The organism is Phenylobacterium sp. (genome assembly GCF_036677185.1).
Classification (GTDB): domain Bacteria; phylum Pseudomonadota; class Alphaproteobacteria; order Caulobacterales; family Caulobacteraceae; genus Phenylobacterium.
In genome coordinates this window covers 183,826-204,855 of sequence record NZ_JAKFEN010000023.1, presented here as the reverse complement: position 1 = coordinate 204,855, position 21,030 = coordinate 183,826, and the positions used below count along the sequence as shown (strand labels likewise).

The window sequence follows — 21,030 nt, the reverse complement described above, 5'->3', positions numbered from 1 at the left end:
AGCTACACAATGATGATGCTCATCATTATTGAGGTCAAGCCCGCCTCGTCGCCAGGAGCTGAATGATGCCGCTTTGGAAGTTTTACCACCCGGTCGGTGCGTTCTCGGACGAGGACAAGCGGGCGATCGCCGAGCGGATCACCACCATCTATCGCGCCCTTCCGAAGTTCTACGTCGGCGTCGTGTTCCAGGAGATTCCGAGCACGTCCTTCTATATCGGGGGAGAGCCCGCCGACGATTTCGTCCGCATCTGGGTGGACCATATCGCCAGGCAATTCAGCGACGAGGGGCTCAAGGCCCGCTTCCTCGCCGCCGTCGGCCAACTTCTCGCGCCCTACATCGCCGACCGGGGCCTGAGGTGGGAGATGCATGTCGATGAGACGCCCTTCAGCCTCTGGACCATCCAGGGCCTGAGACCGCCCATGCCCGACACACCCGCCGAAAAGCGGTGGTCGGCCGAGAACAAGGCCACGCCGTACGAAGTCGCCTCCGCCTGAAGCTGCTCCGGGGCGCCGCCTCCCCCCGAATCGCAAGGCGGTCACATATGGCGTTTTCGCCTCCTCTCCCCATTCATGGGGAGAGGAGGCGAGCACCGCTGCCTCCGAGCCATATTCGGTAGCCCTGCCCCGAATCGAAAGGGCGGCCCAGCCCCCCCGGACCGGACCGCCCCGCTCAGGCGCTCGCGGCTTACTTCTTCGCGCGCGCGGCCTGGACCTCGATCTCGGCCAGCATGCCCGGCATCACCAGGCCGGTGATCTGCATGGTGATCCGCGCCGGCTTGTTCGGCTGGGTCGCCGTGCCGAAGGCCTCCTTGTAGGACTCCATCATCCCCATGAAATCCATCTTGCCGCCCTTGGCCGGGTCGCCGACCAGGAAGACCCGCATCATCACCACGTCGCCGAACGAATAGCCCTGGGCCTTCAGGATGCCGTCGATGCGCTTGAGGATGCCCGCCACCTGGGTCTTGGTGTCGCCGAACTCCATCGGCGTGCCGGCGGGAGCGCCTTCGTTGAGCACCGGCGGGGTGATGCCGCTGACATAGAGGGTCTCCGACCCGGCCGGGACCAGCACGGCCGACGAGATGGGCGAGGTCGGCGCCCCGATATGTGTATTCTGCGCCAGGGCCGGGGCGGCCAGGCCCGCCAGGGCGAGGCCGGCGATCAGGGCCGGGATGAAGGTCTTGCGCATGGATGTCTCCAGTAGAGGGGTCAGGCCGCGGCCGCGGCGGGCGTCTTGGACTTGGGCGTCACGGCTACGCTTTGTCCCACCCGGTTGGCGATGAAGCCGATGGTCCGATGGGCGGAAAGCACCGCGCCCTCCTGCCAGCCAGGCATTTGGCTGAGATGGGCGCCGGAAAAATAGACGCGGCCCTTGGGCTCTTTGTTGAGGAGGACATAGGCGGGGTCCTCGTTGCGCCCCTCCTGCCCCCCGCGGCCGCCATATGCCGGCCACGGTCCCAGATTGAACGGTATCTTGCTCCAGTTGACCACCACCGGTTTCTCCAGCTCGGCCTCGTGGCCGGGATGCAGGCCGGCGACCACGCCCTTGGCCACCGCGATCTGGTCGGCCAGAGGCTTCTCGGCGAAGGCCTTGGCCCGGGGTCCCGAGCCATAGCAGGCCAGCAGCATGCCGCGCTCGCTGTGCAGGCCGTTGGACGGATACCAGACCAGGTTGGTCTCCCCGCCCACGAAGGAGATGCCGCCGTAGATCTGCTCCTTCTCCCAGAACCGGGGCGCCTCGAAGCCGATCTTGTTGGAATAGTCGCCGGGCACGCTGGCGATCGCCGCCTTGATGTCCGGCGCGAAGTTGGTGTCGATCTTGGCCAGCACGTTCAGCGGGATGGTGACGATGGCGAAGTCCGCCGACACCACCTGCCGCGCCCCGCTCACCCGGTCGCGATAGGCCACCGCCACCCCGCCGCGGGTGTCGCGGATCTCCAGCACCTCGGCGTTCTTGATCACCGGGCTCTTGATCGCCCGCTCGAACCCGACGGCGATCTGGTCCATGCCGCCCACCGGCTGGAACATGGTGGCCTGCATGTAGATCTGGTCCTCGAACAGCGTCGAGCGGAGCTGTTCGTTGGACAGCAGGTCCGACAGCGGCAGAGGCGCGCCGTGGGTGCCGTACTGGGCGTCGGCGCCCGGGACCTGCACGAAGCCCGAGCGCTCGGTGCCCTTGAAGGTCATCTGGGCGTCCAGGTCGCCGTAGGTCTTCAGGAACGGCAGCAGCTTTTCCTTGTCCGCCAGGCTCAGTTCCTGGTCCAGCGCTCCCTTGCTCACGGCCTTGGCCAGCAGCTCGGCGATGTGGCCGCGGGTGTCGTTCACCCCCTGGCGCATGCGGATCGGCTTGGCGTCCGAGCCCTGCGGCCAGAAATAGGCGCTGCGGCTGGAATTGACCTCGACCTCCAGCTCCACCCCGAGCTTGCGGCAATAGCCCAGCACCCCCTCGTGGTGGCTGGGCAGGCGGGCCGGGCCCGCGTTCATGTAAACCCCCTCGGAGAAGGTCACCGTCTGGTCGGGCTCGCCCACCATCTCGATCTTCGAGCCGTTGCGCAGGGTCCAGTTGCGGCCGCCCAGCCGATCGCGGGCCTCCAGCAGCGTCACGGCGAATCCGGCCCGCTCCAGTTCGTAGGCGTTGACCAGCCCGGCGATCCCGCCGCCCAGGATGACCACGCTCTTGCCCGCTCCCAGGTCGGCCGGCATCACCGGGACCTGGCTGGCCGCGGCGGTGGGCAGCAACCCCAGCGCCATCATCGCCGTATAGGCCGCGCCATAACCTCCGGTGGCGCCCACCCGATGCAAGAAACTCCGGCGACTGATCCCCATCTCACGCTCCGCTGACCGATCTGCGCCGCCTGCCGCGTCGCGGGCCTCAGATGCCTGCGGCCTCCCCGCCCTTGGCAAGCTGGACCCCAGGAATCCACGCCGGATCGGCTGGCTCAGCGCAAATAACGAGCGAACCTGTTCAATTATCCGACAAACTGACGAAGCTGTCAGTTCGTCTACACCTGAAATTCCGCACAACTTCCGATTGTTGGAGTCGTTACAGCCGCAAGTTTGCTTCAAAACTCCGCATCATCGACGTCAAATGTCTGCTTTCTGCGCAATGTGCCGTCACGATCACTAAGCCAATTGACACAATCAGGTCAGGGCGCGGTCCTGTTGCTCACATACCGCGTGACGGAGGCCAGACGCCGAGAGCCGATATCTTGGCGCGCTTCGCAGCGCGGAGGCGTCGCACTTCGAATTACTGGAGAGCGAGAACGTATGGCGACGCCTCGCAAAAAGAAGACGGGCCAAAGGCCCGCGAGTACCTGTGGAGGAAGCGTTCCGAAGGGCCCGACAACATAACAAGAGGGGTCCTAGATGAAATCTGTATTTGCCGGGGTCAGCGCGCTTGCGCTCGCCTGCGGAATGGCCGGCGCCGCCGTGGCGCAGACGACCGACGAGGCGGCGGGCGAACTCGACGTCGTCATCGTCACCGGCACGCGCATGACCGGCCTGCGGGCGGTCGATAGTCCGGCCCCGATCCAGGTGCTGGACGAGACGGCCCTGGCCCGCGTCGCCCAGAGCGACCTCATCCAGGCCATCGCCCAGAACGTGCCGTCCTTCAACGCCCAGGCGTTCGGCGGCGACACCGCCAACCTCACCCTGTCGGCCAAGCTGCGGGGCCTCAGCCCCAACCACGCCCTGGTGCTGGTCAACGGCAAGCGCCGGCACGGCACCGCCAACCTGGCGGTCCTGGGCGGACCCTTCCAGGGCGGCGCCACCGCCGACCTCAACTTCATCCCTCTGGGCTCGGTCAGCCATATCGAGGTGCTGCAGGACGGGGCCGCGGCCCAGTACGGCACCGACGCCATCGCCGGGGTCATCAACATCATCCTGAAGGACGCCACCGAGGGCGGCTCGGTGGTGATCTCGGGGGGCAAGTATTTCGACGGCGGCGGCCTGACCGGCGACATCACCGCCAATATCGGCATTTCGCCGATCGAAGGCGCCTATCTGAACATGACGCTTGAGAGCCGCTGGCACGACCACACCTTCCGTGGCGACACCGATCCTCGGACGCTCGACACGCCCTACAACACCGCCTCGTCCTCGCGGCTGTCGCGCTATCCGCAGATCGCGAACCACCCCGACTATCCGTACATGAACCGCATCACCGGGGACGCGGAATACCGGCTGAACGTCTTCTCCTATAACTCCGGCTACGAGATCGCGCCCGACACCGAAGTCTACAGCTTCGGCACCTACGGCATGAAGTACGGTGCGGCCTACGAGAACTACCGCGTTCCCAGCCTGATCGTCGGCAAGGACGGGACTGTGGCCCGCCCCTTCGGCTTCAGCCCCAAGGAAGCGATCCGCGAGACCGACTACGCCGCCACCCTCGGGATCAAGGGCAAGCTGGCGGAATGGAACTGGGACCTCTCCAGCACCTACGGCCGCGACGACGCGGCCATCGATGTGCTCAATTCGGTGAACCGCTCGCTCTACATCGACACCTCGACGCTCACTACCAAGGGCTTCTCGCCCACCGACTTCCACGCCGGCGACTTCATCGCCAGCCAGTGGACCACCACCCTGGACGTGGCCCGCGAATACGATGTCGGCATGGCCACCCCGCTCAACGCCGCCTTCGGCGCGGAGTTCCGGCGCGAGACCTACGAGATCAAGCCGGGCGACGAGGCCTCCCGCTACAAGGAAGGCTCGCAGTCCTATCCGGGCTTCGCGCTCACCGACGCCGGCAAGTACGACCGCGAGAACTGGGCGATCTACGCCAACCTGGCGGTCTCCCCGGTCGAGGCGCTCAAGCTCGACGGCGCCGTCCGCTATGAGAAGTTCAGCGACTTCGGCGACACCACCGTGGTCAAGGGCACCGCCCGCTACGACTTCAGCGAGGCCTTCGCCCTCCGCGGCACGGCCAGCACCGGCTTCCGCGCGCCCACCCTGGCGGAGTCCTACTATTCGGCGACCAACGTCTCGCCGACCGCCGCCTTCGTCCAGCTGCCGCCCAACTCGCCGGCCGCCAAGCTGGTGGGCATCGACGGGCTGAAGGCCGAGAAGTCGACCAACTTCAGCGTCGGCTTCGTGGCCCATCCGGGCGCCGGGATCACCGCCACCTTCGACGCCTACCAGATCGAGGTCGAGGACCGCATCGTCGGCTCCGGCTCGCTGTTCGGCTCCGGCGGGGCCAAGAACATCCCCGCGGTCCTGGCCGCCATCCTGGCCAACGGCAACGTGCTCGACCCCACCGTGACGATCACCGGGATCAATCTGTTCACCAACGGCCTGGACACCCGGACCCGCGGCGCCGAGCTGGTGGTGACCTACACCTCCGACCTGGCCGACTACGGGGCCATCAACTGGTCGCTGACCGCCAACTACAACGAGACCAAGGTCACCAAGATCGCGACCCCGCCCACCCAACTGGCCGGCGCCTCGCTGTTCGACGCGGCCGCCATTTCCGACCTGGAGGACTCGTCGCCCAAGTACCGCTTCGTCCTGGGCGGCCTGTGGACCTGGGACAAGTTGAGCGTGAACCTGCGCGAGGCGCTCTACGGCCCCTCGTCCAACCTGCGCTCGCGCACCGGCGCCGTCTATTACAAGACCGAGGTCGACGCGACCTTCATCACCGACCTGGAAGTCTCCTACAAATTCACCGACTCGGTGAAGCTGGCGGTCGGGGCCAACAACCTGTTCAACACCTATCCGGACATGGTCAACGCCCAGCTGCGGGACGAGTACTTCCGCAATAACAGCAACGCCTACGTCACCAAGTACCCGACCTTCTCGCCCTTCGGCATCAACGGCGGCTACTACTACTCGAAACTCAGCTTCACCTTCTGATTTCCGAAGCTGACAAACGGGCCGCGGCGGGACCCTCTCCCCGCCGCGGCCTTGCTTGTTTTGGACTCCGTTCCTCCCCCAGCGCGCAGCGCGATTTGGGGCAGGTGGATCGTCGCCTCTTCGCGACGAGACGGAGGGGGTTGAAGCGCTCGAAAGCGAGTCAAAGTCCCCCTCAGTCAGCTTCGCTGACAGCTCCCCCAGAGGGGGAGCATCTAGGGACCCTATCCCAACCCCTCCAGCGCCCGGTGGTCGAGGATGTGGTCCGCCGCCCCGCCCAGCATGCGCATGAACATCTCGTCGCCGCGCGGGGTCTGCTCCACCACCATGGCGGCGAAGAAGGCCGTGAAGAACAGCAGGAACGCCCCGCTCCCATAGTGCCGCTTCAGGTCGCCGAAGGCGTAGTCCTTCACCCCCAGCGCCGTCAGCCTGGCGTGATAGAGCGCCAGCAACTCGTCCTCGTGGTCGCGCCGCACCTGCGCCGGCAGGGCGCCGGCCAGGAAATAGGCCACGTCGGTCGCTCCGGCCCCATAGGCGAAGGACTGCCAGTCCAGCGTCGTCACCGGATAGCCGCCCGCCGCCGTGCCGAACATCATGTTGTCGGGCCGGAAGTCGTTGTGGGTCAGGCAGCGCGGTCCGTCATGCAGCGCCCCCACCGCCCCGAAGCTCCTCGCCAGCACCTCGCCCACCTCCACCCAGCGCGGCAGGAGCCGCTCGGCGTAGCGCGCCGTGAAGCCCTGCCACATGGCCTGGACCAGTTCGGGCGTCGCGGCGCTGGGCGGGGCGGCCTTCGAGCCCGAGACCCAGGGCAGTTCGTCCAGCCCGTCGTCGCCCCAGTGGCTGGCGTGCAGCTTGGCCGCCTCGCCGACTGCCAGTCGCGCCTGGTCCAGGGTCACGCCCGCAAGCTGGTCGCCCTGCTCGGCCGGCGCCAGGTCCTCCATGATCAGCACGAACTCGCCACCGTCGGAATTGGCCTCGGCGAAATAGGCCTTGGGCGTGTGGATCAGGGCCTTGGCCGCCAGGGTCTTGTAGAAGTTCACCTCGCGCAGATAGTTGCCCAGCATGATCCCCGTCGCCCGGCTGGTGTCGTCCGCCGCCGGGAACTTGCCCACCACCGAGGCGGGCGCGTCCTCGCCCCCGCGCTCATAGTCCAGCACGAAGCGCACGCTGTCGCCGATCTGGCCGGTGCCGACCCCCTTGGAGGTCAGGCCCCGAACCACCGCGTCGATCCCCGCCTGCTGCAGCATGGCGGTCATCCAGGCCGCGTCGATCTCGCCCGGCCGGCGGATGTCGGGGCTCACGCGCCCGCCTCCCCCGCCGCCCGCTGGGCCTGGGTGAACATCTCGGCCGGCGCCTGCATCGTCCCTCTCCTGTCGGCGACGCTGTCCCCGCGCCGTCCGTCGACGGAAAGAAATTCATCCCCGCCCCAGGGTCAGTCCAGGGGAAATTGGCGGCGCGACGCTCAGGCCTCGGAGACCTGTCGGCCCAGCGTCTTCGGGGCCATGGCGACGTAGCTCTGCTTCATCCAGGCCTTCAGGGTCGGCAGTTCGGCCAGTATGTCGTCGTCGGGACCGAAATGGGCGATGACCCAGTCGTGCTGCCTGTACCAGCCCCGGCTCTCGCGGACGAAATAGAGCTCCTGCACCATCTCGAACGAGATCGGCAGCTTGACGATGATGGTCAGCTCGTCCTTGGGCTGGGCCTTGTCGCCCAGGATGACGAACATCTTGCCCCGGACCCGCACCACCCGGGTGAAGGCCCATCCCAGCCCCGCCTCGGTCTCCGGCAGGGTCAGGCCGTAGGCGATCAGTTCGGCTTCCGCGCTCTGGTGAGGCGTCGTCATGACCGGGTGACCCGACTCCGCGCCGTCCATCGATGCGCGACGTTGGTCCGCCGCCCGCCGCCCGTCCAGGGGAAGTTAGGCGCGCGGTCCCCGCGACCAGATGCTGACGGTGAACAAGACGACCGCGAACAATCCGAATGCGGCCACCACCATGGCCAAGTAGAGGTCTTCGCCGGACATTTTCAGGCTCCCGTATGCTGGAGCCCCGAACATGCCGCACGGCCGGTGGGCCAAGACATTCCGGTATGTCCCCTAGGTATTTCTACCTAGATCCCCGCCTGCCCGATCAGGCTGGCCAGGGAGAGCAGCAGGAACCCGCTGCTGAACAGCAACAGCCCCATCGCCCAGAGGGCGGGCCGCCTCGGAGGGGTCGAATTCATCATGGCGTAGGCCTCCGTACTATGGATCGCCGCCAGAATTGACCCTCCGCCTTGAACACCCGCTGAACGCCGCTGTCAGGGAGATTTCAAAGGGCTTAACCAGGGTGGAGCACGCGTCAGCGCGCCGCCTCATCGACGGCCTTGCCGCCGACCTGGACCTTCATGGTCTTGAGCCGCTGGGCCGGCGGACAGTCACGCCGCCCCGGTGGCCAGCTTCACGCAATGGCGGCGTCCATCATCTTCCCCCGAAGCCGACGCATGCCGCCCAGCCAGCGGTCGTAGTCGCCGGCCTTGCGCTGGATGTAGCTCAGCACGATCGGGTGCGGCAGGATCAGGAACGTCTCCGCCGCCAGGCCCTCGACCACGCTCTCGGCCACCGCGTCGGGGGTCAGCACGCCGTCCAGGTTCTGCGGCTGGGCGGACGGGTCGCCGCCCTGGCGCAGCATGGCCGTGTCGACGCCCTGCGGACACAGGATCGAGACCTTGATCCCCTGGTCGCCGTGGGTGATCGCCAGCGACTCCGCGAACCCCACCGCGGCGTGCTTGGTCGTCGAATAGACCGCCCCGCCGATCTGCGACAGCAGGCCCGCGGCCGAGACAGTGTTCAGCAGATAGCCGCCGCCCCGCGCCCGCATGCCCGGAATGACCGCGCGGGCGGCGTGCACATGGGCCATGACATTGACGTTCCAGGCCCGCTGCCAGACCGCGTCGGGCGACGAGGCCGCGTTCTGCCGGTCGGGGTCGCCGTCGCCCACGCCTGCGTTCGAACAGAAGAGGTCGATGCCGCCGTGGCGCGCCTCGACGTCGGCCACCATGGCCGCCATGGCCGCGCCGTCGCTGACGTCCAGGGTGACGGCCTCGCCGCCGATCTCGCGGGCGACGGCGGCCGCCCCTTCGCCGTTACGGTCCGCCACGATCACCGCCCGCGCGCCCTCCTGGGCGAAGCGGCGGCAGAGCGCCGCCCCGATCCCGTCGGCGCCGCCGGTCACCACGACCACCTTGTCCTTCACGTGCATCGGTAGCGTTCCTTCTCGATCAGGCGTCAGTCGCGTCGGCGTAGCCGGCGTACGAGTGCTTCAGGGTGGCGTGGTTCAGCAGCATCTCGGCCACCTGTGTCTCGCCGCGCGCGTCGAAGACCCGGGTCCGCACCCAGTAGGATTCGGTCCGCTTGCTCTCGGCCAAGGCCGCGATCTCGCGCCGCAGGACATAGTCCTCGCCCACGAACAGCGGCCCGTCGATCAGCCGGATCTCCTGGTCGGCGAAGAGGCCCACCGCCGGCCCCTTCACCGGGAAGGCCGCCTCGCGGCTGGAATATTCGAACAGCACGCTCAGCATCTCGAACGGGATGATCGCCCGTCCCCAGGGCGAGGCCGCGGCGTCGGAATACCAGGGCGAGGTCTCGGTGATCGCCGCCAGCTTCTGGTTCAGGCTGAAGGGATAGAGCGCGCCCATGTTCTGGTCGGCGTCCATGCGCACCCGCTCGTCCTTCGCCCCCGTCATCCCGACCTTCAGGTCCTCCAGGATCAGCAGGCGGCCGGGCGGGCGCAGGGCCACCATGCGGGTTTCCAAAAGCGTCGGGCCGGCGTCGGGGCCCAGGCTCGCGCTCGCCTCCAGGACCGGCGTGCCGTCCGACTTTTCCGCCCACACCCGCGTGGACGTGGCCCCTTCAGGCGGGATCTCGGCGAAGGCGCGGACCTCCTCGCCCTCCACGACCATGTTCAGGAAGTGGGACGAAATACAGCCGCGCTCGAACCAGGCCTGGCCCCAGATCTTGGCGAGCAGCGGCTGGAACTGGCTGAAATGGGTGGGCCCTTCGATCGGCCCGGCGCGGAACCCCAGCTTCTCGGCCATGGCGTCGTCGTGGATCGACGAGTGCCCGCCATATTCCTGGTCGCCCAGCATCTGCCGGGGTCGGCGCGCAGGACCGGCAAGGTTGAGGGCGGTGGAGAATCCCATGCGCGTGTCCTTCCCTGGCGACAGACGCGCTGCCCGTGTCCGGCCGGCCCTGGAGCGGGCGCGTCAGGGTCTACATAGACCCTCGCCAACGGAGATCAAACATTTGTTTGAATGGGACTCCGCGAAACGCGCGGCCGCGCCAGCGGCCGCGCTCTGGGCCGTCCTACTCGCCGGAAATTGCGAGGGCCATTTTCGCGCCTGAGATCGGCAGCGCCCGACGACGGTGGCGGAGTCCAGCGCCAACGACCCCGAATCCGACGATCGCCAAGGCCCAGGTCGCGGGCTCGGGAACGGCTGATACGGCCGATCCGGCGAAGGTCCCGAACTGCAGGTCGTAGACGCCGCAGGCCATGTCGCCGTTGAAGTCGCAGGTGAATTCGGCGGAGCGGGCGCCCACGGCGCTGGTGAGGCCGCCAAAGGCGCCGGGCCCGAACTGAGCCTCGCCGAGGAAGGTCCCGGTGAGACCGGTCCCGCTGAACAGGCGAACGCGCCCGTAGTCGATATTGTTGGAGAACGCGCCCACGCCGTTCACCGCCGAGGCGAAGTCGAAGGCGATGTGGCCGCCGAACGCCGCGCCATTGAGGATGATGCGATCCCGGGCGGTCGGGGTCTGATAGTCCTGGCCGCCCGCCACCAGCGCGTTCAGGCCGACGGAGTCGACGCCGAGGGCCGCGAGCGCGGCGGCCGGTCCCGGATCGTCCAGCCGGTAGCCCGCGGCGAAGCCGCCCAGGGTGTCGAAATTGACCAGGGTGTGCGAGCCGCCCAGGGCGGCCTGGAACGCCGCTTGGTCAGCGTAGGAAACCGCGGCGGAGGCGCTGCCGCCCCCCATCAGGACAGCCACGGCGGCGAGCAGTGGAACGGTACGCATGAAAACTTCCCCCTTGGACGCCCGATGGCGGCCTTCCACGCCATTGGAGCCGATGGGCCCACGCCGGTCCCTCCCCATTTGGGGGTATCAGGTGAGCGGCGGCCGAGACGGCGGCGCCGGACTTGCAGCGGGGGCTATGCCTTGAGCCGGATTCGGCGAACGGTCGATGACGGCGGGATGGCGCGGGCGGAAATGGGATTGGCGATCGGGGACGGTGAAGCGGAGGGCTTCCTCCAGATGGTCGACGCCACCATCGCGACCACCGACCCGCGGATCGGCGGCGCGCCCGTCACGGTGCCCGCCCCCGCCCTCTCCGTCGCCGTCTTCGATCGCGACGGCCGGCTGATCACCCAGGATGAACGCTTCGGCCGCTGGCTGGACACGGCCGAAGTCGCCCACGCCGCCGAGGACTGGCTGCGGGGCGCCCGCGAGCCCGGGCTGGCGGTTGTCTCGACCCCGGACGGCTCGACCACGGTCGTCCTGCTGGGCCTGGCGAGCGAGGCCGAGGCCTGGGCCCTTCCTGGCGGACTGCCCGAGGGCCTGGAGGCCGGCGCGGTGGTGGCGCTCGCCTATCGGCCGTTCGAGGACCCGGAGATGGGCGAGCGGGCCTGCCGCAGCTGGCGGCTCACCCCGGTCGAGGCGCGCACCGTGCTGGGCCTCATCTCGGCGGGCGATCTCATCGAGGGCGCGCGCCGCGCGGGGACCGGCTACGAGGCGGCCCGCAAGGCGCTCAAGCTGGCGATGCGCAAGGCCGGCGCGCGCCGGCAGCCCGACCTTGTCCGATTGCTGCACGCCGCCGTGGGCGGCGGCGACCTGCAGCTGAGCCAGGCGCCCGACCTCGGCGCCGCCCTGCGCCTGCCGGTGCGATGCGCCGAGGCCGCGGTGCTGCTGGCCCTGGGCCTAACCCGCGCCGAGGCCGCCGCGACGCTCCGGATCAACGAGCACACCGTCAAGAGCGACCTGAAGATCCTGTTCGAGCGCTTCCAGCTGCGCAGCGGCATCGACCTCAGCCGCCTGACCACCGAGGCGGCCGTGCTGCTCGGCCTGCCGGCCAACCCGAACCTGGCGGTCGGCGGGTCGTGGAGCGCGCTTCGCCCCCTGCGCTTCGTCAACCGCCGTGACGCGCCCGGCCGCATCGCCCTCTCGGACTTCGGCCCGGCCAGCGGCGCGCCGACCCTGCTCTTCCACAGCGCGACCACCGGCAGCCTGCTGGACCGCGGCCTGGTGCGCGCCCTGCACCGGCGCGGCCTGCGACCGATCGCCATCGAACGCCCGGGCTTCGGCCTCACCGACACGCCGGAGCGCGGCAGCCGCGACACCGCCCTCCACGACGTCCTCACGGTCATCGACGCCTTGGGTTTGAAGCGGGTCCGGCTCCTGGCGCGCGGCGGAGAGGCGATCGCCCTGGAGCTGGCCCGCCGCCATCCGGGCCTCGTGGCCCGGGCGGTGTTGATCAATCCCTACACGCCCCACGACCTCGACAGCCGCAGCGAGGGAATTCTCAACCGCGCCAAGCGCACCTTCGTGGAACACCCGGACCTGATCGAGCCGGTCGCCACCTTCCTCGTCCAGCGCGCGAGCTCGAAGGTGATCGAGCGCCTCACCCGCCAAGCCCTGAGCGGCAGCGCCCCCGACATGGCCCTGCTCCGGAACCGCGAGGCGGTGGAGGACTATGTGGAGTCCGCGCGGCTCTGCGGCCTGCGCACGACCTGGGGCTTCGTGCACGAGCAGCGCGGCTTCCTCACCTGGCGCCCGCCGCGGTTGGAAGACGGGTCGAACTGGGTCCGCATCGTGGGCGCGCACGACGTCCTGTACGAGGCCCGCGATTCCGAGGCGCTCTGGGCCTCGGTCCTGCCGGGGCATCGCTGCCTGCGCGTGCCGGACGGCGGCCGCTTCGTCCACGCCTCGCATCCCGACCTCGTGGCCGAGGCGGTGGCCGGCTAGGGCGCCGCCGCTCCGCACCTAGAGAGAATATCGTCGACGACCCGGGCGACCGGCGCCGTCGCGTCGATGCTGATCGCATTCTTCGGGACATCCTGCTTCGTCTCGAACAGTCGCGCGATGAGGTCCCGTTCCTCTGGTCTTGCGCCGAAGTCTGTCGGGTCCAGCGTTACGCGCTCGTCGATCCGACGGTTCATGGTGGCCAGGTCGACTTCAAGGACAAACACGCCGTCAAGCAGGTCGATGAATTTCGAGTAGTTCCTGGAGCCGCCGCAGAAGAAGGTGATCGCCTCGTCCTGATTTGCGACATAGGCCCTGACTTTCTCGACGTCCCAAATCTGATGCTCGGACATCCAGAGCGCTGTCGGCGTCTCCGTTTCCGGAGCCATCGGCAGCCCCGTTCCCGGGTCGCCCCGGTACGCCAGCTCCCTGTCCCCATGGATCGCCTGGTAGCCGCGCCGCTGCAACTCGGTGGCGACCGCCGTCTTGCCGGCGCCGGAGACGCCCTCGATCAAATAGTTCCTGACGCCCATTCCCGCTCCAGCTGATCGACGGCGGCTTGTTGAAGGGCGCCGATCCACCCTGAGCCGAACCTCCCGCGGCCGGCGCAAATCCGCGGCCGCCATCGGCTGTTCAACGAACCGTTTCCGTCTCCTTGGGCGCCGAGACGCGGCGCGTCTTGGCCTGGGCCTTGGGCTTCGGCAGCAGCCGGAAGCGCGACTGACACCAGGCGAAGTCGATGCCCACATCGAGCAGGGCGTCGGACCGCCCGCAGGGACAGGCGAACTCCATCACCCCCATCACCCGATAGGTCTCTCCGGCCTGCAGGGGCACCGGCCGTCCCGTGACATGATTGGGGGCCGCGTTGACGCACAGAACCAGATCGCCAGGACCAACCGCGTCGCTCATCGCACTCATCCACTAGCCCCAAGGGAAGACTAAACCCTGACCCGCAAGGGGCAAGAGGCAGTTGCCACCCCGTCGCGGACAGCCGCTGGACGCTCCCCGCAATATCCGCGCCCGCGCACGGAACGCCAAACCTGTCCGTCAGGCCGCCCGAGGTTGTCGCACGGCCGGCGCCGCCGTCGCAGCCAGGAGCGAAAGCAGAAGCGCGAAACTTGCGACAAACGTCAGGGGTTGGCTCATCGATCCAACGATCTCGGTCAGCGGATCGATCAGGCCGAACCGCGTCAACAGGGATCGGATCGCTTCGTTCAGGAAGAAACAGAAGCCCGCGACCAGGAAGGGCCACCCGTTTCTCCGATCCCTTATGAAAAACAGAAGCCCCACGGCCAGGCAGATGACCTGGCCCGTCGTGGCGGCCAGCTGGAACCGATAAAATGTCTCCGGACCTTCGATTTTGAACTGGGGTACGAAGCTGATCATGGCGAAGAACAGCGCGATGCCCATGAACAGAATAGTCGTGCTCAGCAACAGCGAGCCATGCAATTTCCTGCGCTTTTTCAGCAGGAAAGCCAGAAGGATGAACAGCCCCAGTTCGAGCGTCACCATGACGTTCTGAACGATCAGGAAGTCTCCTTCCCCTGAGACCACGCCCTTGTGGGCCGAATGGACCGACAGCATGGCCGTCGTGGCCACCAGCAGCGGACCGGCGACCATCACGGCCAGCCCCACCTTCCTGTGCGTCTGGTAGCTGCCCCTCACCATCAGGGTCAGCTGAGTCAGCAGCAGGCCCATCCACATGAAAGCTGTCGCGATATGAAGATGGTGATGCGGCTGCGCATCGGCGTCGGCCCCGAAATATATGTTCCAGAAGCCCAGGATGCTTATCAGAAAGACCGCCGCAATCAGCCCAAACTCAAGGAAATACTGACCAACGCGCTGCATCCTCGCCCCTCCCCGATACGAACCGTCGGTGCGTCTGCGCCTCGGCCCGGGAGCGAACGGCGCGGCGCGGCGCGGTCAAAAGCTCCACCACCTCATCCTCCGTCGATCCATGTTCGCCGAACAGTGGACCGCGCGCGCCGAAGCGCAAGCGCGTTTCGCGTTGGGGCCCCCTACTGCGACCGTAGGCGCGTCTTCGAGTCCAGAAAGGCCTTGGCCGTGATCCTGGCGCGGTACGCCGCCAAACCTCTGCCAAGTTGAACCGTCCGGCTCAGCGGCGTCAGCTGAACACCGTGCAGCGAGAACAGGCCGGCCTTGCGCCGCTCATCCATCCGGATCAGCGCCGGGTCCTGAACCGCGATCTGCGCCTCGTAATAGATGTCGTCGTGGATGCCGTTGCGCACGTCGGCGGGCCGGTCCGGGGCCTCGCCGGGCGGCGGCGTCTTGTCGACCTGGACGATCCCTTTGCTCTTGAGGAACGCGTAGCTCCACTGATCCTCGTAATAGTACTCACGCAGGTAGTGGACGCGGGCGCGTTCGCCCGCCCAGCGCCGGTTCAGCTCGGCGGCGACGGCCTCCATGCCGGCCTGGTTGCGGCCGCTGTCCCCCACGAGGATGATGTCCACGAAGCCGTGCGCCTTGTAGCTCCGGCAGATGTCGGTCAGCAGGGCCTCGAAGGTCTTCTCCTCCAGGCTGATGGCGCCCGCGAAGGCCATGTGGCTGTCGGGTGGCTCGATGCGCCCCTCAGGCACGAACTTCACGATCGGCGCGATGAGCGCCTGGCCGATCTCGCGCGCCATGTAGGGCAGGACGGTCTGCAGGACGTAGTTGTGCTTGCCGGTGGCGACATAGGGCCCGTTGTGCTCGACCCCGCCCGTACCGATGATGATCGTGGTGGCGCCCGCGCGGACCGCGTCCCGCACCTCGAGCGACGTCAGCTCCTCGGTCCACAAGCTGGCCCGAGCCGCGATAGGCCGCGCCGCCTCAGGGTCGCCCAGACGGTTCTGGGCCAGCGCCGGCCCCGCGGCGAGCAGGGCCGACAAGGCCACGAGATTGAGAATGTGCCGCATCTTGGAGCCCCCTTTGGCGTCACGCCGCGGAGGAGACTAGCGCACCGGCAGCCCGTCGCCATTCCCGGCAATCCGGATCGCCCGAATGTCCGTCGAGCCATCGCCGGGCGCTGGGACATGATACCTATTTGCCAGCCGCAGCCTGCCAACGGCGCAGTCGGGAAATAGGTATCGTGTCCCCTTATTCCCTCGCCAAACCCTAATCGTCGCCTTTGTCACCTGATCCTTCACGCGAAAACGCCCTGCGTGCGAACGCGAAGATGCTTTCGGAGTATGCGAGGTAGGGGTTACGCGCTGCTTCCGGGTTCAGGGCCAAGAGCTCGGCGGTGAGGGTGGCTGCATCGGCTATACCCTGGGCGACCCGCTCCTTGGCACGGTCCGCATGAAGTCCGCCATTCAGCTCTTCCACCACACGGTCGACCTCGGCTCCAAGGCTTTTGAGGCGCTCGACGTCATTGCGCGTGTTGTCCTCGATGAAGGCCCACAGCCGGTTCCTGTAGGCCGCTCGATTGAGCGACCTGTTCCCTCGACTGACCTCCTGCGGGGGGAACAACGCGTCGGCGAGTTGTTCCATGTAGCGGCGTCCAGACAACGCGACCTGGGCCACGTCCTCCTCCGTCTCTACGTCGGCGAGGCGTTCAGCTGCGGCCCCAAGCGCGTTGAACAACTTGGGGCTTAGGTCTTCCAGCATCATCGCGAGCTCGTAGGCGTCGTCCTCGCCGCCAGGTAAAGCGGCAGTAAGGAGGTCGCGGAAGGCCGCCACACGCTGAAAGTGCCGCGGCGTATCGAAGTCGTCCAATATGGTACGGCTCGCTCCACGATCCTCGAAGCCGACGTCCGTGTAGCCAAAGCGCCGCATTTCCTTCAGGTCATGCTCGTCGCATCCCTCTTCACTTCCCATCGAATAGAAGCTGCGAAGAAACGCCCCCTGGAGCCTATATTCGGGGGGCAGGGACGCTCGGTAGAGCGCCAGGTGCGGGCCGAACTCGAAGTGAACCGAAACCGCGCCGAGGTAGCCGGGGCTGAGGGTAAGGACCTCATGAAGCTCCGCGGCCAGGGCACGCGGCATGTTCTCGAATACCATGGCGAACAGGGTCGGCGGGAGGAACGCCTTGGTCAGACGGTCTTCGTGGACGCGTCGCCATTCGCTGCTGAGGACCGCCGCCTTATAGACAAGGTCAGGGTCCAGCCCACGCTCATGACCGACCAGCACATCGCCCACTGACATTTTCATGTGGCGGCCGGACCGCTGAATGATGCCGGACGCGAACACGAGCTCGCGGGTCGCCCACCAATAGTTCGAAGCGTCGTCGTAGGCTCGCCAGTTGAAGAGTAGCGCGATGTTCAAGTGTGCCTCTGACTTCGGCCAAGTGCCGCTATATCGCAGGTGATGGGGTGCTGTCCGAACCGCACCGTCAATTGCGCCAGTGCAGGAGGCGTCAAACGTTGGGGCAATTCGGACACAATACTTAACTCCCCCCTCCAACGCCCGGCATCCTTCGGGGATGCTGAAACTCCCTAAAGGCCATGGCAGCCCTGGAGCTTCGCCGCCCGGCTTGGTCAAGGACCGCCGCAGGCGGCCGCGCCAGCGGCGGCGCTCAGCGCCGTCCTTGAGGAAGACGGGCGGCGGAGGTCGGATCGGCGGATGGCATGAGAATTAGGTATTGTGTCCCCGATATACCCGAAACTCCCCCTTATTCAGCTCCGCCGGCCAAGGGTGGCAGGTCGCGCAGCGCGGCGATCGGGCTAGCCGAACAAAGGGGGCTCCGGCTTGTCCGACAACCCGCGGCGGATACCCCGCGCGGCGATCAGGGGCAGACGGACGTCGTCGCCGCGATCACCGAAATGCTCCGCCAGCACGTCCACCGTGCCTTGCGCGTCGACCGAGGCGATGAGCAGCGCCAGGAGGTCGAAGTCGACAAGGGCCGCTGCGCTCAGCCCCATCCGCCAGTGAAATTCGTCGGCGCGCGCGGCTTCGAGCTGCTCGACGCGCCGCAGCACGATGCCGGTCAACGTGTCGCGCGCCGCCCGGTCGAGCTCGCCCCGAACGCTCGACTCGAACAGATGCACATAGGCCTGAACGGGTGCCTCGGTCGCCCCCACTTGGGCCGTTGGCGCACGCATCAGCCGGTTTCGCGCCGTATTGCTGACAAAGCCTGAGATGTCCTCGCCGCCCTGATCGATGTGGGGGCGCAGGGACTGATAGAGGTGCAACAGCTGTCGCGTGGCCCCAGCCGATCCCACCATCATCGGCGCTCGCTCGTGGCGCTCGCGCGGCTGTATGGCCGTTTCCGAACTCTCGGCTTCGACCATCACGCTCATGACGTCTTCCAAATCGGAACGCCGGTCCTCCCACCAGGCCTCAGGGCGTCCTAGCGCGATCATGGCGTACCCCGAGAACAGGCCGACCTTCGCCCAAAGTTCACCGGCCTCGACCAGCAGGTCGCGCGCAGCATCGAACTGCTGGAGCATGATCGCCGTGGCCGCCGCCTCGCGCAGCAAATTGCCCGCGCACGCGATAGCCATGGTCAGTTTCCCGGGATCATCCTGTGCGAGGTGCGCTTGGGCGCGATCGCGCAGGAAGCCGACGCGGCGCTCCAGCCTAGCTTCGTCCCATCCCATTTCGGTGGCCAGCGCCATCAGAAGAGCTCCCGGATGTTGGAGATGGGATCGGGACGTTCGAAGTCCGGATTGTTGTGCACGTCCTGGGGGGCCGACCGGCTGTGGATCGGATCCCACCACTCGACCCGCTCAATCTGGTTGGCGGGGATGTTGACCTTGACCGTTATCTCGCCCTCGAGTTGGTATGGCGACCAGCGTCGATAGACGTTTAGCTCGCGCACGGACTCGGAGATGCCCCGCATGGGAACAGCGGGGTTCAAACCGACGATGGTCCAGCCGAAGAAGACCGCGCCGGGGTAGGCCCACGCGTCCGTGGCGAAATCCAGGGCCGTGTCGACGGCCGAGTAGACGAAGTTCTGCTGCAAGAGGGCGTCGCGCTCGACACATCCGGCAGCGACAGAGATGAACGGCGACTGCGTTCCAAAGGTCGCGTAGGCGTGCAGGTGCCTATCGAGATTGGTCTCCGTGAGAACCTGGGCGACGCTCGAAGGCGAAATCCCGCCTTGGCTGTGCCACCAGTTGGAAAGAATCCCTGTGCGGGAGTCGACGATGTCCCAGGCGTCGGCCTTGGTGAGGCGTCGGCTCGGTGGACCGTGGTCGCGCCGGCCCGCGATGCCCTTTGCAAACCACTGGATGTACAATGTTCAGCTCCTCAGCCGGGCCAACGCGTCGAGAATGAGGTGAAGAAGTTCATCCGGTCGGTCGGTCACGCCGAAGGCCCCATCAGGGATCGGCTTGCGGGCCTCGCCCACATAGAAGATTAACGGCGAGGACACACCACGCGCTGGGAAAATCTCGGCCATTCGAAGCCCCGCGGTAGGATCGTCGCCTCGCGAGATGTCGGAGATCACGATATCGAAGTGGGCGCGGCCCATTTCCCGGAACGCCTCCGCCGTGGACTCCGCCAGCGTCACCTTGGCCCCCGCCGATCTGAGGAGACGCACGTCTAGATGATTGTTCTCTGGCTGGTCGTCGACCCAGAGGATGCGCGAGCCGCGTACGAGCGGTGCCGAGGCCGCGAGCCGGCGGGAGGCGCGCGCGACGTCTTCCGGGGTCGACGGCTTCTCGCGCGCTTCGACCGCCGCCTCCAGTTCGTCGCGGAACTCGAGTTCGACGCCGGCAACGCCGACCTTACTTAGGCGGCGCAGCGCGCTGCGGATGGCCTCTGGCCCGATCCAGACAAATATTGCGACGACGACTGCTGCCCAGAGGACGTGAGGCAGCAGGCCGACAACGGCTTCCCAGGGAAAGCCACTTTCGGGCGGGTCCATCGAAAGATTGAGTTCTGACATAACGCGACTTAAGCCTGTATTCGCCGGGCCGTCGAGATATCGGGGATCTTAGGGCAGACCTTCTTGATGTCGGCTAAGAGCCCAACCACGCCCCCAATCCACCACCCCCTTCACCCCCCCGCGACCACCAAAATCAACCCCGCCATCGCCGCGCTCATCAGGTTGGCCAGCGAGCCGCCCAGCACCGCCAGCAGGCCCATCTGGGCGATCATCGGACGCTTGTCCGGGGCCAGGCCGCCCAGCACCCCCATCTGGATGGCGATGGAGCTGATATTGGCGAAACCACACAGCGCGAAGGTCACCACCGCCTGGGTGTGCGGACTCAAGGCCTCCTTGGTGGCCCCGAAGTCCAGATAGGCCACGAACTCGTTCAGGATCACCTTCTGGCCGAACAGCTCGCCGGCCCGTTCCGCCTCCGCCCAGGGCACGTTGAGCAGGAACATCAGCGGGGCGAAGACGAGGCCCAGCACCTTCTGGAAGGTCAGGTCCGGAGAACCGAACAGGCCGGCGATCCCGCCCAGCATGCCGTTCAGCATGGCGATGAAGGCCACGAACACCACCAGCATGGCGCCCACCGCCACGGCCAGCTTCACCCCGTCCTCGGCCCCGTTGAAGATCGCCATGATCAGGTTGGCCGGCCGCTCCTCCTCCACCTCCTCGATGGCGTCGGCCATGGCGTCGGCGGCCACCGGGTCGACCGGATCGTCGGGCATCAGGATCTTGGCCATCAGCAGGCCCCCCGGCGCGGACATGAAGGCCGCCGCCAGCAGGTACTCGATCCGCACCCCCATCTGGGCGTAGGCCGCCAGGATCGACCCCGCCACCCCCGCCATGCCGGTGACCATCAGGGCGAAGACCTGGGCCTTGGTCAGGCCCTTCAGATAGCCGCGGATCACCAGCGGCGACTCCGACTGGCCCACCAGGATATTGGCCGCGGCGTAGAGCCCCTCGACCTTGTCCACCCCCAGCACCCGCTGCAGGAACCCGCCCAGGAAGCGGACCACCAGCTGCATGGTCCCGAAGAAATAGAGCACCGAGACCAGGGCCGAGAAGAAGATGATGATCGGCAGCACATTGATCGCCAGGCTGGCCACGCCGTTCACCTGGGTCAGGCCGCCGAACACCATCTCGATGCCGGCCCGCGAATAGCCCAGCACCCGCTCCACCCCCCGCGCCGTGGCCCCGATCGCCGCCTGGCCGGCCGGCACATGGAGCACGAAGGCCGCGATCGCCGCCTGCAGGAGGAAAGCCGGCCCCACCACCCGCAGCCGGATGCCCCTCCGGTTGGTGGAGAACAGGAGGGCCACCGCCAGGATCGCCAAGATCCCCGCCAGCCCGATCAAGATCTGCATGGACGTCCCTTAGGCGTT

Annotated in this window: 19 protein-coding genes; 3 read left to right on the top strand and 16 right to left on the bottom strand. The window is 67.2% G+C overall.

Features of this window, described 5'->3' with window-relative positions; all coding sequences use genetic code 11:
* Nucleotides 1-65 precede the first annotated feature (65 nt).
* Nucleotides 66-497, top strand: coding sequence for a tautomerase family protein (locus V6M51_RS15910; protein WP_332768730.1), 432 nt, complete (start codon nucleotides 66-68; stop codon nucleotides 495-497).
* 190 nt (nucleotides 498-687) lie between these two features.
* Here V6M51_RS15910 and V6M51_RS15905 read toward each other — a convergent pair whose 3' ends face one another.
* Entirely contained in the window at nucleotides 688-1,188 is a 501-nt protein-coding gene (locus V6M51_RS15905) for a RidA family protein (protein ID WP_332768729.1), read from the bottom strand.
* 20 nt (nucleotides 1,189-1,208) lie between these two features.
* Nucleotides 1,209-2,825: a flavin monoamine oxidase family protein gene (locus V6M51_RS15900; protein WP_332768728.1), complete on the bottom strand. Its 1,617-nt coding sequence runs from the start codon at nucleotides 2,823-2,825 to the stop codon at nucleotides 1,209-1,211.
* 540 nt (nucleotides 2,826-3,365) lie between these two features.
* On the opposite strand from V6M51_RS15900, the gene V6M51_RS15895 reads away from it, so the two are divergent.
* Nucleotides 3,366-5,846, top strand: coding sequence for a TonB-dependent receptor plug domain-containing protein (locus tag V6M51_RS15895; protein WP_332768727.1), 2,481 nt, complete (start codon nucleotides 3,366-3,368; stop codon nucleotides 5,844-5,846).
* Between the two features lie 221 nt (nucleotides 5,847-6,067).
* On the opposite strand, the gene V6M51_RS15890 is transcribed toward V6M51_RS15895, so the two are convergent.
* The 5 genes from V6M51_RS15890 to V6M51_RS15870 form a co-directional block, all read right to left on the bottom strand.
* Nucleotides 6,068-7,144, bottom strand: coding sequence for a phosphotransferase (locus V6M51_RS15890; protein ID WP_332768726.1), 1,077 nt, complete (start codon nucleotides 7,142-7,144; stop codon nucleotides 6,068-6,070).
* Between the two features lie 161 nt (nucleotides 7,145-7,305).
* Nucleotides 7,306-7,686: an MmcQ/YjbR family DNA-binding protein gene (locus tag V6M51_RS15885; protein ID WP_332768725.1), complete on the bottom strand. Its 381-nt coding sequence runs from the start codon at nucleotides 7,684-7,686 to the stop codon at nucleotides 7,306-7,308.
* Nucleotides 7,687-8,281: 595 nt separating this feature from the next.
* Entirely contained in the window at nucleotides 8,282-9,082 is an 801-nt protein-coding gene (locus V6M51_RS15880; protein ID WP_332768724.1) for an SDR family oxidoreductase, read from the bottom strand.
* A 19-nt stretch (nucleotides 9,083-9,101) separates the two neighbouring features.
* Entirely contained in the window at nucleotides 9,102-10,022 is a 921-nt protein-coding gene (locus tag V6M51_RS15875) for a hypothetical protein (RefSeq protein WP_332768722.1), read from the bottom strand.
* A gap of 163 nt (nucleotides 10,023-10,185) precedes the next feature.
* On the bottom strand, nucleotides 10,186-10,890 hold the full coding sequence (locus V6M51_RS15870; RefSeq protein WP_332768720.1) for a PEPxxWA-CTERM sorting domain-containing protein: 705 nt from the start codon (nucleotides 10,888-10,890) through the stop codon (nucleotides 10,186-10,188).
* A gap of 198 nt (nucleotides 10,891-11,088) precedes the next feature.
* Here V6M51_RS15870 and V6M51_RS15865 point away from each other — a divergent pair, with 198 nt between their 5' ends.
* Nucleotides 11,089-12,834: an alpha/beta fold hydrolase gene (locus V6M51_RS15865; protein WP_332768718.1), complete on the top strand. Its 1,746-nt coding sequence runs from the start codon at nucleotides 11,089-11,091 to the stop codon at nucleotides 12,832-12,834.
* Here the strand turns inward: V6M51_RS15865 and V6M51_RS15860 are convergent.
* From V6M51_RS15860 to V6M51_RS15820, 9 genes are all read right to left on the bottom strand, one after another.
* Nucleotides 12,831-13,364 (bottom strand): hypothetical protein, encoded by a 534-nt coding sequence (locus V6M51_RS15860; RefSeq protein ID WP_332768716.1) that lies wholly within the window; start codon nucleotides 13,362-13,364, stop codon nucleotides 12,831-12,833. The two genes, V6M51_RS15865 and V6M51_RS15860, sit on opposite strands and share 4 nt — an antisense overlap.
* Nucleotides 13,365-13,464: 100 nt before the next feature.
* Nucleotides 13,465-13,740: a hypothetical protein gene (locus V6M51_RS15855; RefSeq protein WP_332768714.1), complete on the bottom strand. Its 276-nt coding sequence runs from the start codon at nucleotides 13,738-13,740 to the stop codon at nucleotides 13,465-13,467.
* A 138-nt stretch (nucleotides 13,741-13,878) separates the two neighbouring features.
* Nucleotides 13,879-14,679 (bottom strand): hypothetical protein, encoded by an 801-nt coding sequence (locus V6M51_RS15850; protein ID WP_332768712.1) that lies wholly within the window; start codon nucleotides 14,677-14,679, stop codon nucleotides 13,879-13,881.
* 170 nt (nucleotides 14,680-14,849) lie between these two features.
* On the bottom strand, nucleotides 14,850-15,746 hold the full coding sequence (locus V6M51_RS15845; RefSeq protein ID WP_332768710.1) for a creatininase family protein: 897 nt from the start codon (nucleotides 15,744-15,746) through the stop codon (nucleotides 14,850-14,852).
* Nucleotides 15,747-15,945: 199 nt separating this feature from the next.
* The gene (locus V6M51_RS15840; protein WP_332768708.1) at nucleotides 15,946-17,094 is read right to left on the bottom strand and encodes a hypothetical protein; all 1,149 of its coding nucleotides are present in this window, start codon (nucleotides 17,092-17,094) and stop codon (nucleotides 15,946-15,948) included.
* 398 nt (nucleotides 17,095-17,492) lie between these two features.
* Nucleotides 17,493-18,386: a hypothetical protein gene (locus V6M51_RS15835; protein WP_332768706.1), complete on the bottom strand. Its 894-nt coding sequence runs from the start codon at nucleotides 18,384-18,386 to the stop codon at nucleotides 17,493-17,495.
* A complete protein-coding gene (locus V6M51_RS15830) occupies nucleotides 18,386-19,009 on the bottom strand; it encodes a hypothetical protein (RefSeq protein WP_332768704.1) in 624 nt (207 codons plus the stop codon). The genes V6M51_RS15835 and V6M51_RS15830 overlap by 1 nt, the downstream gene beginning before the upstream one ends.
* 3 nt (nucleotides 19,010-19,012) lie before the next feature.
* A complete protein-coding gene (locus V6M51_RS15825) occupies nucleotides 19,013-19,660 on the bottom strand; it encodes a response regulator (RefSeq protein ID WP_332768702.1) in 648 nt (215 codons plus the stop codon).
* 110 nt (nucleotides 19,661-19,770) lie between these two features.
* Nucleotides 19,771-21,012: a NupC/NupG family nucleoside CNT transporter gene (locus V6M51_RS15820; RefSeq protein WP_332768700.1), complete on the bottom strand. Its 1,242-nt coding sequence runs from the start codon at nucleotides 21,010-21,012 to the stop codon at nucleotides 19,771-19,773.
* Nucleotides 21,013-21,030: the final 18 nt, after the last annotated feature.